The following is a 14,183-nucleotide window of genomic DNA, read 5'->3' as shown; positions in this document are numbered from 1 at the left end:
TGGTCTGGCTCATGAGCTCGGCCAACAAGCTGCCCGTGTTTCATGAGATCACCTCCAGCAGATCGCGTAGATAAGGGCGCCCGGCCAATTGCTCCGGAGTCAGCTGATCGTCACGCAGGGCGCAGAGCAGCTGGCGGTAATCCTGACCGCAGCGGCGCAGGGCGGCGGGATCCTTGATCTTGTGAAAGGAGTGCAGCACGAAAGGGGGCAACCAGTTCATGCCGCACAATCTGGCAGCTTGTTGAAATGGCAGCAGAAAATCGAGCAACGGTCGGCTGTTGTACCCCTCGCTGCAGTAGGACTCCGGCGCCCCGCCGGTGGTGATGGCGCTCAGCCACTGCTTGCCCTTGAGAGCGTGGGCCTCGGGGCCGTAGGCGTAACCATACTCCAGCACCAGATCCATCCACTCTTTCATGATGGCCGGGCAGGAGTACCAGTAAAACGGGTGCTGAAAGACGATGATATCGTGCTCGGAGAGCAACGCCTGCTCCCGCTTCACATCGATGAACATGTCGGGATAGTGCTGGTAGAGGTCGTGAACCGTGACCCCCTCCAGCCCCTCAATCGCCTGCAACAGCTGCTTGTTGGCCCGCGAGCTCTGCAGAGCGGGATGGGAAAAAATAACCAGAATGCGTTTCATGACCACATCACCCGAACAAAGCCTTGCGGCGCAAGGCGCGGTAAACAGAAAAGGGGAGTCTGGGAAGCTGCATCGTAAAGGTGCACAGGAAAGCGACCTTATCAGGAAGCGCCATAGCCTGCCAACTCGGGGATCAGCTCCCGCAGCGCCGGATTGAGGGTCTGGTGGGCGGGATAGCAGAGGCCGATCCGGCGAAACATCCGCGGCCCGCTCACCGGCAGGGTACAGAGCCCCGCCTCATCCTCCACCAGCCCGTCCGGCAGAAAACTGATGCCGACCCCCGCCAGCACCAGCGCCATCACCAACCCCTTGCTCTCGGCCTTGGCCACCAGATTGAGGGTAAGCCGGTCACAAGCCAGCAGGCCTATGGTCTGCTGGTGCGCCTCGCAAGGCGGGCACTCAATAAAATCATAATGTTGCAGCTCGGCCAATTCGATCCTCCCGCGACTGGCCAATGGATGGTCGACCGGCACGCAGAGCACGTAATCCTCCTCCCACAGCGGCAGGAAGATCTCGTCCTCCCGACGCAGGGCATCGAGCGTCAAGCGACAGTCGGCGGGCGTGGTGTAATCGGAGAGGGTGAGATCCAGCTGCGGCAACACGCGCTGTACTTGCTGCAGCAGCCCGGCCACCCGGCGGCGACTCAAGTCCGGCATGATGGCGATATTGAGCCGCGCACGCGTCGCTTTTTGGCGAAACAGCTCCGGCAGACGGCGCGCCTCCTCCACCAGCTTGACCGCGTGGGGATAGAGATAGTGGGCCGGATCTTTCGCCACCACCCCCTTCTTGCCCCGGACAAACAGGCTGTCACCGAGCGCCTCTTCCAGCTGGCGCAGCCCTGCCGAGAGGGAGGGCTGGCTGACGTGGCAGCGCTCGGCCGCCGCCGTGATGTTCTTCTCTTCATAGATGGCGATGAAAAAACGCAGCAATCTCAAGTCCAGCATAAACCAACCATAGTTTTTTCAGATGATAACCAGCGGAAAACAATATTTATCACTTATAGATGCAGTGACTATAGTGATTGGGTTCCGTGCTGGCCAGCCACCTGTTTGCTCAAACCGACTCTTGAATCAGAAGGAAAGACCCATGTCCAAATCTCTCGTCGTGATCACCGGTGCCTCCGCCGGGATCGGTGCCGCCATCGCCCGTACCTTCTCTGCCGCCGGTCATCCGCTGCTGCTGCTGGCCCGCCGGGTCGAGCCGATGCAGGATCTCGGTCTGCCGAATACCCTCTGCATCGGGGTCGATGTCACCGACACCGCCGCCATGAAAGCCGCCGTCCAGCAGGCAGAAGCCAAATTTGGCCCGGTGGGCTGCATGGTCAACAACGCCGGTGTCATGCTGCTGGGTCAGGCCGATGTGCAGGATCCCGCCGAATGGCAGCAGATGCTCAACATCAACGTGATGGGGGTGCTGAACGGCGTCCACGCAGTGCTGGCAGGCATGAAGGAGCGCCGCAGCGGCACCATCATCAACATCAGCTCCATCGCCGGTCGCAAGACCTTCCCGAACCATGCTGCCTACTGCGCCACCAAGTTCGCCGTGCACGCCCTGACCGAGAACATCCGGGAAGAGGTGGCCGATGTCGGCGTGCGGATGGTGACCATTGCCCCGGGTGCGGTCGAGACCGAGCTGCTCAGCCATACCACTGACGAGAGCATCAAGGCCGGTTACCACGACTGGAAAGATCAGATGGGCGGCGTCATTGCGCCGGAAGTGATCGCCGATGCCGTGCTCTACGCCTGGAACCAGCCTGCCAACGTCTGCGTGCGCGAGATAGTGCTGGCGGCGACCCGTCAGCAACCTTGAATCCAGCTGACTGACACCATGGGGAGGGCTTGACCCTCCCCCGGGGCACAGGGTTACCATGTGCCCCTTGTTATTTCCGAGTCATTCCATGGTTCTCACCCGTCGCCAACTCGCTCACGCCCGTCGCTGGCTCCCCTTGTGGAGTCTGGTGCTGGTGTTGATGTCGTTTGGCAGCCGGGCCGCAACCGACCTCTGTACCCTGACCACCCACTGCAGCCAGAGCGAGCGCACGCTGGAAAAAGCGATGCCCTGCGGCAGCTTTACCACCGCCCTCTCGATGACGCTGGTGGGCAGCGACAGCCTGACGGTCGCCGTGCTGGAACCGGATACCCCCGACTTCGCCTCCCCCTCTCTCTATATGCCGGACGCCCCGTGCGAGCGGCTCGAACGTCCCCCTCGCCCCCAGATCTGAAATTCATCCCGTATCGGGCAACTTTTCTTGAATCTGAGGTGAGTAATGTACAAACCCCTGTTACTGGCCATGCTGGCCGGTACCGTCAGCTTTTCGGCCCTCGCGGCCGAAAAGATGACCGTCTACAAATCCAAATATTGTGGCTGCTGCCAAAGCTGGAACGAGCACATGGAGCAGAATGGCTTCGAACTGGACGTCATCGAAACCGAACAGCTCGGCGCAGTGAAGCAGCAATACGGTATCGCGCCGGAACTGGCCTCTTGCCATACCGGTATCGTAAATGGCTATGTGATCGAGGGGCATGTACCGGCCGCCGATGTGCAGAAGCTGCTCAGGGAAAAACCGGCGATCCGCGGCCTGACCATTCCGGGCATGCCCCAGAGTGCGCCGGGCATGGATATTCCGGGCCATCCCTATGAGGTACTGAGTATCAGCAACGAGGGCGCGACCAACCGCTGGTCGAGCTACCCCGGCTGACGAAAACTGGTCATGAGAGGGCACTCCCATATCATGTGAGGCACACCTGAGCGGACTCTTGCCGCTCATGGCCAGAAAGAGGGCCGCTATCGCGAGATAGCGGCTTTTTTTGATTACATTTCCTGCAATAACAAGGGATTGCTTGCAACCTCCGGCAACAAGGGGCAGATTTAATGCCAATTCATGGAGCCGATGCTCAGGTCTACCAACCCTTTCCAGCGCCAAGGATGCGACATGTTTACCTTTTCCCGAGGAGTTCTGCTGCTAGCCTTTCTGACAGTTCTCCCCCCCACTTATGCCAATGAAGAGCCCGTCATGCTGACAAGCGAACATCCAATCCAGCCGCCCGTGGCCGCCAAACATCCCCGCACCCTGAAAAAACACGGGGATACCCGCATCGACAACTACTACTGGCTACGCGACGACCAGCGTCAGGCGCCGGAAGTATTGCAGTACCTCGAGGCCGAGAACGCCTATACCGAGGCCATGCTCAAGCCGACCCAGCCCCTGCGCGAACAGCTCTACAAAGAGATGGTGGCCCGCATCCCCCAACAGGATGAGTCGGTGCCCTATGTGAAGAATGGCTACCGCTACCAGACCCGCTATGAGCCGGGCAAGGAGTACGGGATCTATTCGCGCACCAAGCTCGGTGAAGAGCAGTCAAGTCTGCTGCTCGACAGCAACCTGCGGGCGGAAGGGCACGAGTTCTATGCCCTCGGCGCCCTTGAGGTGAGCCGCAACAACCGCTGGCTGGCGGTGGCGGAAGATTTCCTCTCCCGCCGTCAGTACCAGATCCAGTTCCTCGATCTGGAGAGCGGCCAGTGGGCCACCGACAAACTGGAAAATACCTCCGGCAATCTGGTGTGGGCCAACGACAACAAGACCGTCTTCTATGTGCGCAAGCACCCGCAGACCCTGCTGCCTTATCAGGTCTATCGCCATACGCTCGGGACGGATCCGGCCACGGACAAGCTGGTCTACGAGGAGAAGGATGACTCCTTCTACGTCAGCCTCTACGCCACCACCTCGGAAGATTTCATCGTCATCGCCCTCTCCAGCACTACCACCGGCGAAGCGCGGCTGATCGATGCCAACCAGCCGGAGCACGCCCCCCGCCTGTTCCTGCCCCGTCAGGTGGATCACGAATACAGCCTGGATCACTACCGCGGCCGCTTCTATGTGCGCTCCAACAAGGACGGCAAGAACTTCGGCCTCTACGAGACCAAAGAGAGCCCGGTTGATCGCTGGAAGGCGGTGATCGCCCCCAATCCGGACGTGCTGCTGGAGAGCTACGCCCTGTTCAAGGATTGGCTTGTATTGGAAGAGCGCAACAAGGGGCTGACCCGACTGCGCCAGATCAACTGGCAGAGCGGTGACGAGAAGGAGATCGCCTTCGACGATCCCGCTTATGTCACCTGGCTCGCCTACAACCCGGAGCCGGATACCAGCGCCCTGCGCTATGGCTACTCCTCCATGACCACCCCTGCCTCCACCTATGAACTGGATATGGCGAGCGGCAAGCGCACCCTGCTCAAGCAGCAGCCGGTGGCAGGCTTCAAGGCCGACCAGTACGCCAGCGAACGACTCTGGGTGACCGCCCGCGACGGCGTAGCGGTGCCGGTGTCGCTGGTCTATCGCAAGGACAAGTTCAAGAAAGAGCAGGCCGATGCGCCCAAGAATCCGCTGCTGGTCTATGGCTACGGCTCCTACGGCGCCAGCATGGATCCCGACTTCAGCAGCTCGCGCCTGAGCCTGCTGGATCGCGGCTTCGTCTACGCCATCGCCCATATCCGGGGTGGTGAAGAGCTGGGCCGTCACTGGTACGAAGATGGCAAACTGCTGAAAAAGCAGAACACCTTCAATGACTTCATCGATGTCACCAAAGCGCTGGTGGAGCAAGGCTACGGTGCCAGGGATCAGGTCTACGCCATGGGGGGCAGCGCCGGTGGTCTGCTGATGGGAGCGGTCATCAATCAGGCGCCTGAACTCTATCGCGGCGTGGTAGCGCAGGTGCCGTTCGTCGATGTGGTCACCACCATGCTGGACGAGTCGATTCCCCTCACCACCGGGGAGTATGACGAGTGGGGCAACCCGAACCAGAAGCGCTACTACGACTACATGAAGAGCTACAGCCCCTACGATCAGGTCAAGGCACAAGCCTACCCCAACCTGCTGGTCACCACCGGGCTGCACGACTCGCAAGTGCAGTATTGGGAGCCAGCCAAGTGGGTCGCCAAGCTGCGCGAGCTGAAAACGGATGATAACAAGTTGTTACTGAACACCGACATGGACGCCGGCCACGGTGGCAAGTCGGGCCGCTTCAAAGCCTACGAGGATATCGCGCTGGAATACGCCTTTATCCTGGATCTGGCCGCCCCGGCCAACTGATCCATCATGACTCCGGCCCTTGTCACGCAAGGGCCGCATAAGAATCCCCTCGTAGTTTTTCCCTCTTCCATTTCCCTCCATATCAAATTAATCTGCGGCTAGAAAATGAATGATCGAGGTCATGTTTCTCAAGATTTAACTCCGTGATTTTGCCATTTCGTTTGATTTATGTTGGGTGAATGTGCTTAATCGGAGTGCTTGCAACTTTTTATTTGGCCCCTCAGGGGCCAATTTATCTTCGACCGACAGGAGGTCGGTAGCCTCACCACAGGATGGGGGTGACTGCCGGAAAGGGGTGATCAACTCCCCCGCTTTCGTGCAACGAGAAGAGTGGGCAAGCCCGGCGCAGAACGGGGTTGCCATCAATTTATCCGGGGAACGGATAAACAAAATCAAAGAAAAGGGAGAAAAAATGAAAGGATTAACTTTGGCGTGCGCCCTGTCGGCGGCTCTGGTCGGTGTCTCATTCGGTGGTCCGGTACAAGCGCAGGAGCGCTTCGTGACCATAGGCACCGGCGGTCAGACCGGCGTCTACTATGTCGCTGGCCAGTCGATCTGCCGCTTCCTCAATCGCGGCGCTGCCGATCACCAGATCAAGTGCAACGCCCCGGCCAGTGGCGGCGGCGTGGCCAACGTCAACGGCATCCGTAGCGGCGAATTCAACTTCGGCATCATGCAATCCGACCACCAGTTCAAGGCGATGAAAGGGCTGCCGCCGTTCCAGGCCGAAGGGGCCATGGATGACATTCGCGCCGTCTTCTCCCTGCAGAGCGAGGTGTTCACCATCCTGGCTCGCCGCGATGCCAAGATCGCCAGCTTCGACGATCTGAAGGGCAAGCGCGTCAATATCGGCAACCCGGGCTCCGGCCAGCGTGACACCATGGAAGAGATCATGGCGGTCAAAGGCTGGAAGAAGGGTGACTTCGGTCTGGTCTCCGAGCTGAAACCGGCCGAACAGGCCTCCGCCCTCGGTGACAACAACATCGACGCCATGAGCTACTTCGTGGGTCACCCGAACGGCGCCATTCAGGAAGCCTCCACCACCACCGATGCAGTACTGGTACCTGTGACCGGCGCCGACATCGACAAGCTGCTGGCCGAGAAGAGCTACTACAGCAAGGCCGAAATCCCGGGCGGCATCTACAAGGGCAGCGACAAGCCGACCCCCTCTATCGGTGGCAAAGCGGTGCTCTCCACCAGCGCCAAAACTGATCCGGAAGTGGTCTATCAGCTGGTCAAGTCGGTGTTCGACAACCTGGATCGCTTCAAGCGCCTGCACCCTGCTTTTGCCGACCTGAAAGAGGCCGACATGATCAAGGTGGGTCTCTCTGCACCGCTGCATGAAGGGGCTGCCCGCTACTACAAAGAGCGCGGCTGGCTCTGATTGAAGGCCCCGGGGCCTTTGTCACTCTCTTCGACACCCGTCTGCCGCCTGATTGCGGGGGCGGGTGTCGCTCTTGTTGTACTCGTTGGCACAAGTTAACCCTATGCAAGATAAACAACTCTCTACCGAGGAACTGATCGCCCAGGATGTGGGCGCTCGCCTGCCGCTGGGCCCGCTGGGCTGGATCATCACAGCACTGGCGCTGGCCTGGTCGCTGTTCCAACTCTGGATCGCCTCGCCACTCCCCTTCATGGTGGGATTTGGCGTACTCAATGACACCGAAACCCGCTCCATTCACCTCACCTTTGCCCTGTTGCTGGCTTTTCTGGTGTTCCCGGCATTTCGCTCCTCGCCGCGAGATCGGGTCCCCCTCGGCGATATCGCTCTCGGCCTGATTGCTGCTGGCGCCGCGTCTTACCTGTTCGTGATGTATGAAGCGCTGGCGCTGCGTCCCGGTACCCTGACCACCGCCGATCTGGTGACCGCCTGCATCGGCATTCCGCTGCTGCTGGAAGCGGCGCGCCGCGCGCTGGGGCCGGCACTGGCAGTCATCGCCATCGTCTTTCTGGTCTACAGCCTGGCGGGCCCCTGGATGCCGGGGCTGCTGGCGCACCGTGGGGTAAGCTTCAGCGCGCTGGCCAACCACCAGTGGATCACCACCGAAGGGGTATTCGGCATCGCCCTTGGCGTCTCAACCAGCTTCGTGTTCCTGTTCGTGCTGTTTGGCGCCCTGCTGGAGCGGGCCGGTGCCGGTCACTACTTTATCCAGCTCGCCTTCAGCCTGCTCGGTCACCTGCGCGGCGGCCCGGCCAAGGCGGCAGTGGTCGCCTCCGGCCTGACCGGTCTCATCTCCGGCTCGTCGATTGCCAACGTGGTGACCACCGGCACCTTCACCATTCCGATGATGAAGAAGGTAGGCTTCAGCTCAGAGAAGGCGGGGGCTGTCGAAGTGGCCTCCTCGGTCAACGGCCAGATCATGCCACCTGTGATGGGGGCTGCCGCCTTCCTGATGGTGGAGTATGTGGGCATCCCCTATGTAGAGATCATCAAGCACGCCTTCCTGCCTGCCGCCATCTCCTATATCGCGCTGCTCTACATCGTTCATCTGGAGGCGCTGAAACTTGGCATGCAGCCCATCGGTAACCATCAGCCCAAACCCTGGCTGCGCCGCCTGACCGGCTTCGCCTTTGGCGCGGCCCTCATCAGCGGCCTGTCACTGGCGGTCTACTATGGCCTCGGCTGGCTCAAACCTGCGCTGGGTGACTACGCCCTGCCGGGGATCTCGGTACTGCTGGCTGCCACCTATGTGGCCCTGTTGAAGATCGCCGCCAGCAATGAACCGTTGCCCGCCGAAGATCCCGACAAGCCGCTCACCGAGTTGCCCGATACCCGCGCCGTACTGCTCTCCGGTCTGCACTTCCTGCTGCCGGTGGTGGTACTGGTATGGTGCCTGATGGTGGAGCGCCTCTCGCCGGGGCTGTCGGCCTTCTGGGGTACCGTGATGCTGGTGATCATTCTGCTGACCCAGCGCCCGCTGCTCAACTGGCTGCGCCAGGATGGCAAGCACGACTACGGCACTGTCGTGGACGGCGTGGTGGATCTGCGGGAAGGGCTGGTCGCCGGTGCCCGCAACATGATTGGTATCGGCATTGCCACCGCCACCGCGGGGATCATTGTCGGTGCAGTATCCCAGACCGGGGTCGGTCTGGTGCTGGCGGATCTGGTGGAGTTCCTCTCCATGGGCAATCTGCTGCTGATGCTGCTGCTGACCGCCCTGCTGAGCCTGATCCTCGGCATGGGGCTGCCCACCACCGCCAACTACATAGTGGTGTCCAGCCTGCTGGCACCGGTGGTAGTGACGCTGGGGCAGCAAAACGGGCTGATCGTGCCGCTGATCGCAGTGCACCTGTTCGTCTTCTACTTCGGCATCATGGCAGATGTGACGCCACCGGTGGGGCTGGCCTCCTTCGCGGCAGCCGCAGTCTCCAAGGGCGATCCCATCAAGACCGGGATCACCGCCTTCTACTACAGCCTGCGTACCGCGGCGCTGCCGTTCCTGTTTATCTTCAACACCGATCTGCTGCTGATCGACGTGGACTTCGCCCACGGCGTGCTGATCTTCATCGTGGCGACCATCGCCATGCTGATCTTCGCCGCCGCCACTCAGGGCTGGTTCCTGGTGAAGAGCCGCTGGTACGAGAGCGTGCTGCTGCTGCTGGTCGCCTTCACCCTGTTCCGCCCGGGTTTCTGGATGGACATGGTACACGATCCCTATCGCGAGACCCCGCCAGCCCAACTGGCCCAAACCATGGGCGAAGTGGAAGCGGAGAGCACCCTGCGGCTGCGGATCCTCGGTGAAGATGCGGTGGGCAAACCGCGCAAGTTCACCCTGCTGATCGCCGTACCGGATGGCGCGGATGGCGAGGAGCGGCTGGCCAATCTGGGGCTGAGCCTCTATGAGCAGGATGGCAAGACGCTGATCGACAACGTCGCCTTTGGCAGCCCGGCCGCCACCATGGGGCTGGAGTTCGATCAGGAGATCCTCACCGTCAAGGCGCCAACCGAGCGTTGGACCAAGGAGTGGATGTGGATCCCGGGCTTCCTGCTTTTCGGAGTGATCGTCTGGCTGCAGCGTCGCCGCAGCATCAAGGCCGGTTAATCCACCGGGCAGATGAGACAGAGGGCCGCTATTGCGGCCCTCTTTTTATTGCCTTGCCCTCTGCGGCTCTTGCGATGGGCGATGGGCGATGGTCGATGGTCGATGGTCGATGGTCGATGGTCGATGGTCGATGGTCGATGGTCGATGGTCGATGGTCGATGGTCGATGGTCATGGAAAAGGGTAAACGATGGCGAGCAGCCAAAAAAAGTGGGGTGACATGTCCATGTCACCCCCTCGCAAATAGCATGTTCCATATTGGAGTCCGGCCACGCCGGGTCTCTGTTTCACTTTCCGATAGTTCGCGACCCATCTGAAGTGTGCGCCCATTGCCGCGAAGCAACTGGCCAGCAACCCATTACAACCCTCGTCCACACGGCAGACAAGCCGCCGTGTTTGTCCTTGCAACTGAAATATTACGCAAAAAAACAAAATAAAAAACGTTTTTATGCCCATTCCATTCACATTGAAGTACAAAAAACAGCCCTATCATCACCACGAAATTGTTATAAAACAGCCAGATAGATTCACGCATGGTTATTCACCCGCAAGGGTCGTCTGCAATGGCTTACAAGGCTTTGCGAGATCTCGCACAAAAAATGGCCGCCTCACAGCCAGCGGCGCAGTGGCAACCAGTCGCTCAGGCGGGCGATCAACCGCCTTGACCATCCCTCGGGTTTGCGCGGCGATCCATCGGCCTGCTCCTGCCAGCGAGCCAGCCACATTCGCAGCGCCTCGCAGATCGGCGGGCAGTGCAGATGCAGCATCAGTTCGGTATTGAGAAACAGCGAGCGGGGATCGAGGTTGAGGCTGCCAAACAGCGCCCGCTCCTGCCCCAGCAAGATCAGCTTGGCGTGCAGGCTGCCGTGACCATGATCAAACTCGGCAACCCGGATCCCGCGGCGCTGCAACCAGCCGAGATAGCGCTGATAGGCGCCATAGACCAGCGGCACATCGGTACTGGCCAGCGAGTTGGTGAGAATGTCGATGGCGACCCCCTGCTGGCACAGCCGCGCCAGACGGTGCCGAAACCCGCGAGTAAGAATGAGGTAAGGGGTCACCAACCCCAGCGAGCCGGGATTGTCTGCCAACTGGCGCCACAGCTGACGGGCGGTGGTGGGACGGGAGATCAGCCCCTTGCCGGGACGGTCGAACCACACCTCGGCCCGCCCCTCATGCCACTGCAGCGGCACATCGCTCTCGTCAAACAGCGCTGCGGGCAGATCATAGACCGTCGCCACCGCCGGATCCGTCATGGTGAACAGGAAGTCGTTGACCACCTCTATTTCGGCGGGCAGCAGCTCACGGCGCAGCAGATGGCGGATGGGGTGGCTCCAGCGGCTGTGCCAGAACTGCTCGAACCCCTGCGCCATCTGCTGGCACAGCCCCCCCTGACAGGCGAGATCGAGATCCACGAAGGGGGCTTGCGGATCCAGACCGAAGTAGCGATCGCCGATGTTGCGCCCGCCGATCAGCGCCAGCTTGCCATCCACCAGCAGCAGCTTGTTGTGCATCCGGTGGTTGATGCGGCGAAAGCTGAGCAGCCCCTCCAGCAACAGTGCCAGCGGGCGCCAGCCCCGCAGCCAGAAGGGGTTGAACAGCCGCACCTCTATCCCCGGATAGTGAGCCACCATCTCCAGAAAGCGGTTGTCACCGGCATAGAGATCATCCACCAGCAGTTGCACCTTGACGCCACGTCGGGCGGCGTGGAGCAGCTCGCTCAGCAGCAGCTTGCCGCTGCTGTCCTCCTCCCAGCTGTAGTACTGCGCCTGGATCCGCTCGCGGGCATGGCGGATCCAGTGGCAACGCACCTTGAGTGCCAGCAGGGGATCGTCGATCAGGGCAAAGGATCCGGGGATCATGGTGTCATCCTGCTGTCATGGCCGGGTGTCATAACGCTGGCGAGCCTCTTCACATATTCAAAAGGAGTTGCTGATGGAACTGCATGATACCCCGATGTTGCGCTATCTGGGCCAGCTCAGCCAGCCAGATCTCATCCCGGCTACCGGCCCCGCCCACTGGTTTTTGCAACACAGGGACGGTGGCTGGCAATTGCCGACCGTGCAGGCAACCCTGCCGGTCAACCGGCTCAGGGCTGAGCCGCTTCGATAGCGGCAGCCTTGCCCTCAATCTGGGGCAGGCTGAAACGATAGGCCACGTAGTACTTGTAGATGGTGCCGACATAGTTGATCGGCCCCTGTCCGACCTCGTTGGCCACCAGCTGATCCACGTTACCGAACCAGACGTTGGGATCGAGCCCCAGCTTCTCTGCCTTGCCCCGCAGCGCCTGCACCCGGTTCGGCCCCGCGTTGTAGGCGGCGAGGGCAAACAGGTGGCGGTTGAGCCGATCCAGTTTGGGATCATTGAAGTAGGTATCGAGGATCAACCGCATGTAGCGGCAGGCCGCTTCCACATTGCCCTCAAGGGTGGTCAGTCTGGCGCCGTTGATGCCGACCTCCCGCCCCGTGCCAGGCAGCAGTTGCATGATGCCCACGGCCCCCTTGTGCGAACGCACCTTGGGATTGAGGCCGGACTCCTTGTAGCCGAGCGCCGCCAGCATCAGCCAGTCGAGATCGTATTGATTGGCGTACTTCTCCAGCACCTTGCGAATGGTCGCCAGTCGCCCCATGGGATCCGGCGCCAGGATATTGCTCATCTGATCGCTGTGAACCAGCAACCGGCGCAGGGTCATGTCGCTGTAGAGGCTGTTGCGGCTGACGCTCGCCAGATAGCCGTTGACCGCCTTGAGCAGCTCGGGGCTGTTCTTGCGTAGCGCCCAGGCGCTGGTGCCGTTGCTGCGCAGGGGGATCAGCTTGTGAGCCTTGAGGCCGGAGATCATGCCCCCCAGCCAGATCCGCCCCTTGTAGCTGTCGGTCACCGTCAGGGGAATGATGCCGGCAGCCACCATCTCCAGCAGATCGCCATCCTGCAGGTATTCGGGCACCGTTTCGATATAGACGGGGGGCAGCCCCAGCTCGCGAAACAGCCAGTTGAGCTGACGCAGACTCTCGTAGTAGCTGGAGCTGGCACGCACCCAGACCCGCCTGCCGGAGAGCTGGGTAATGCGGCTGAAGGCGGGCAGGCTGTTCTGGCTTACCACCCACTCCTCGATGGAAGAGATGAGCGGCCGGGAGAAGGCCACCTGTTCACGCCGGGTCGGGGTCACCGTCATGGTCGCCGCCACCAGATCGCCGCGCCCCTCGGCCAGATAGTCCAGCAGCTTGTCCTGGCGCACCGGGATGTAGACCACCTTGAGCTTGACCTTCTCCTTGGCGAGATAGGTCTTGTTCAGCCAGCGCTCGAACCCTTGCAGCTGATTGACCAGAATGCCGTACTGGGAGCCGCGATCGAGAAAATAGAAGCCGCGCTCATAGACCACCAGAGCCCTGAGTTCGCGTTTTTGCAGAATGCTTTCGAGATCCCCGGGTTGGGGCAGACGCAGTGGCTTGAGTTCAGCCGCCGGCAGGGGAAAACAGCAGAGGGCCAGCAGAGCCCAGATCCAGCGTCGCATCACGATGGCTGCCCCTGCGCTAACGTCACGCCTGCTGCGGGTTGGCAGCACGGATCACGATAGAAAGTGGGATTGGGGGCAGAGATCCATCGCTGCGTCATGATGTTTACGCCTTCTGTTGGCCGACTCGCGCCGGGCAAAAACGTCTGTGGGATAGAGTAACTATAGAACGCCGACCCACAGCAGAAGGGTCAACACGGCAGGCAAACCTGCCGCGTTATCAGACCACTCAGATAGAGCGGGCCCGCATTTCGAAAATCAGTTTTTCGGCGGTGCAGGTGAATTGCAGGCGGGCTTTCAGGATTACGCCGTTGGCGCCCTGGGTCAGTTCGCTGCTCACTTGAGCTTCGGCAGTGACCTGTTTGGCCAGTGCTTCATAGGCAGCCAGCTTGGCGCGGGCATCAGCCTCGGCCGCGGCTTCAATCACCAGATCCATCACATCGTCGCCTTCGCCGATGATGGTGCCGATCTCGGCAAAACAGCCGCAGCTGTCACAGGTTTCGTTCAGTTCAACTTTCTCATCTACAGACATTTTCTACTCCTACTGCTTATTTCGGATGATTTGCGTCGTCACGCATCGCCTTGCGAAAATCTTTGATGGCGGTACCCAGATCCTCACCTGCACCGGCAAGACGCTTGCTGCCGAAGACCAGCACAACGACCAGCAAGAGGATCAACATATGCCAGATATGAATTCCACCGAGTCCCATAGGGATACTCCCTCACAAAGAGATATCTGTTACTTGTATCAAAATAGAGCGCAGGGATTGTTGGGCAAAATCAAGGCAGGTGCAAGTGAGCAAATAAATCATAGCCAAAAAATAGGCTCTGTCCCAATTACGTGTTGAAAGGCTAATCTTGAAGTAGGCCATCACCTTGAGGTCTACCATCATGGATACCCCAGC

At 60.4% G+C, this 14,183-nt stretch carries 15 protein-coding genes; 8 read left to right on the top strand and 7 right to left on the bottom strand.

Annotated elements, in window-relative coordinates:
• Positions 1-40: 40 nt before the first annotated feature.
• Together BSP75_RS07370 and BSP75_RS07365 are read right to left on the bottom strand one after the other, a co-directional pair.
• The gene (locus BSP75_RS07370) at positions 41-640 is read right to left on the bottom strand and encodes an NAD(P)H-dependent oxidoreductase (protein ID WP_075112750.1); all 600 of its coding nucleotides are present in this window, start codon (positions 638-640) and stop codon (positions 41-43) included.
• Positions 641-741: 101 nt separating this feature from the next.
• On the bottom strand, positions 742-1,584 hold the full coding sequence (locus tag BSP75_RS07365; RefSeq protein ID WP_075112749.1) for a LysR family transcriptional regulator: 843 nt from the start codon (positions 1,582-1,584) through the stop codon (positions 742-744).
• Positions 1,585-1,726: 142 nt separating this feature from the next.
• On the opposite strand from BSP75_RS07365, the gene BSP75_RS07360 reads away from it, so the two are divergent.
• The 7 genes from BSP75_RS07360 (at position 1,727) to BSP75_RS22155 (ending at position 9,986) form a co-directional block, all read left to right on the top strand.
• Positions 1,727-2,449: an SDR family oxidoreductase gene (locus BSP75_RS07360; protein WP_075112748.1), complete on the top strand. Its 723-nt coding sequence runs from the start codon at positions 1,727-1,729 to the stop codon at positions 2,447-2,449.
• 88 nt (positions 2,450-2,537) lie between these two features.
• Positions 2,538-2,861, top strand: a complete 324-nt coding sequence (locus tag BSP75_RS07355) for a hypothetical protein (protein WP_042057077.1) — start codon at positions 2,538-2,540, stop codon at positions 2,859-2,861.
• A 45-nt stretch (positions 2,862-2,906) separates the two neighbouring features.
• Positions 2,907-3,338, top strand: a complete 432-nt coding sequence (locus BSP75_RS07350; RefSeq protein WP_005348551.1) for a DUF411 domain-containing protein — start codon at positions 2,907-2,909, stop codon at positions 3,336-3,338.
• Between the two features lie 234 nt (positions 3,339-3,572).
• Positions 3,573-5,726 carry a S9 family peptidase gene (locus tag BSP75_RS07345; protein ID WP_075112747.1) on the top strand — a complete coding sequence of 718 codons (2,154 nt, stop codon included), beginning with the start codon at positions 3,573-3,575 and terminating at the stop codon, positions 5,724-5,726.
• A 412-nt stretch (positions 5,727-6,138) separates the two neighbouring features.
• Positions 6,139-7,110, top strand: a complete 972-nt coding sequence (locus BSP75_RS07340; protein WP_042057072.1) for a TAXI family TRAP transporter solute-binding subunit — start codon at positions 6,139-6,141, stop codon at positions 7,108-7,110.
• 103 nt (positions 7,111-7,213) lie between these two features.
• Positions 7,214-9,769 carry a TRAP transporter permease gene (locus tag BSP75_RS07335; RefSeq protein WP_075112746.1) on the top strand — a complete coding sequence of 852 codons (2,556 nt, stop codon included), beginning with the start codon at positions 7,214-7,216 and terminating at the stop codon, positions 9,767-9,769.
• A 31-nt stretch (positions 9,770-9,800) separates the two neighbouring features.
• Positions 9,801-9,986: a hypothetical protein gene (locus BSP75_RS22155; protein WP_362858746.1), complete on the top strand. Its 186-nt coding sequence runs from the start codon at positions 9,801-9,803 to the stop codon at positions 9,984-9,986.
• Positions 9,987-10,375: 389 nt separating this feature from the next.
• Here BSP75_RS22155 and BSP75_RS07330 read toward each other — a convergent pair whose 3' ends face one another.
• Positions 10,376-11,629: a phospholipase D family protein gene (locus BSP75_RS07330; RefSeq protein WP_075112745.1), complete on the bottom strand. Its 1,254-nt coding sequence runs from the start codon at positions 11,627-11,629 to the stop codon at positions 10,376-10,378.
• Between the two features lie 73 nt (positions 11,630-11,702).
• Between BSP75_RS07330 and BSP75_RS21795 the strand changes: the two genes are divergently transcribed.
• Positions 11,703-11,879, top strand: a complete 177-nt coding sequence (locus BSP75_RS21795; RefSeq protein ID WP_005339947.1) for a hypothetical protein — start codon at positions 11,703-11,705, stop codon at positions 11,877-11,879.
• Here the strand turns inward: BSP75_RS21795 and BSP75_RS07325 are convergent.
• The 4 genes from BSP75_RS07325 to BSP75_RS21910 all read right to left on the bottom strand — a co-directional run.
• The gene (locus BSP75_RS07325) at positions 11,857-13,278 is read right to left on the bottom strand and encodes a lytic transglycosylase F (protein WP_083617097.1); all 1,422 of its coding nucleotides are present in this window, start codon (positions 13,276-13,278) and stop codon (positions 11,857-11,859) included. The genes BSP75_RS21795 and BSP75_RS07325 overlap by 23 nt on opposite strands.
• Positions 13,279-13,507: 229 nt before the next feature.
• Positions 13,508-13,810 (bottom strand): YfcZ/YiiS family protein, encoded by a 303-nt coding sequence (locus tag BSP75_RS07320; RefSeq protein WP_005339945.1) that lies wholly within the window; start codon positions 13,808-13,810, stop codon positions 13,508-13,510.
• Positions 13,811-13,826: 16 nt separating this feature from the next.
• Positions 13,827-13,988 (bottom strand): twin-arginine translocase TatA/TatE family subunit, encoded by a 162-nt coding sequence (gene tatA, locus BSP75_RS07315; RefSeq protein ID WP_042057064.1) that lies wholly within the window; start codon positions 13,986-13,988, stop codon positions 13,827-13,829.
• A 12-nt stretch (positions 13,989-14,000) separates the two neighbouring features.
• Positions 14,001-14,183: hypothetical protein (locus tag BSP75_RS21910; protein ID WP_216219156.1), on the bottom strand; the 183-nt coding region annotated here is incomplete at its 5' end.

The sequence above is a fragment of the Aeromonas sp. YN13HZO-058 genome (assembly GCF_001921245.1).
Classification (GTDB): Bacteria; Pseudomonadota; Gammaproteobacteria; order Enterobacterales; family Aeromonadaceae; genus Aeromonas; species Aeromonas allosaccharophila.
This window is presented reverse-complemented; position numbering and strand designations above follow the sequence as displayed.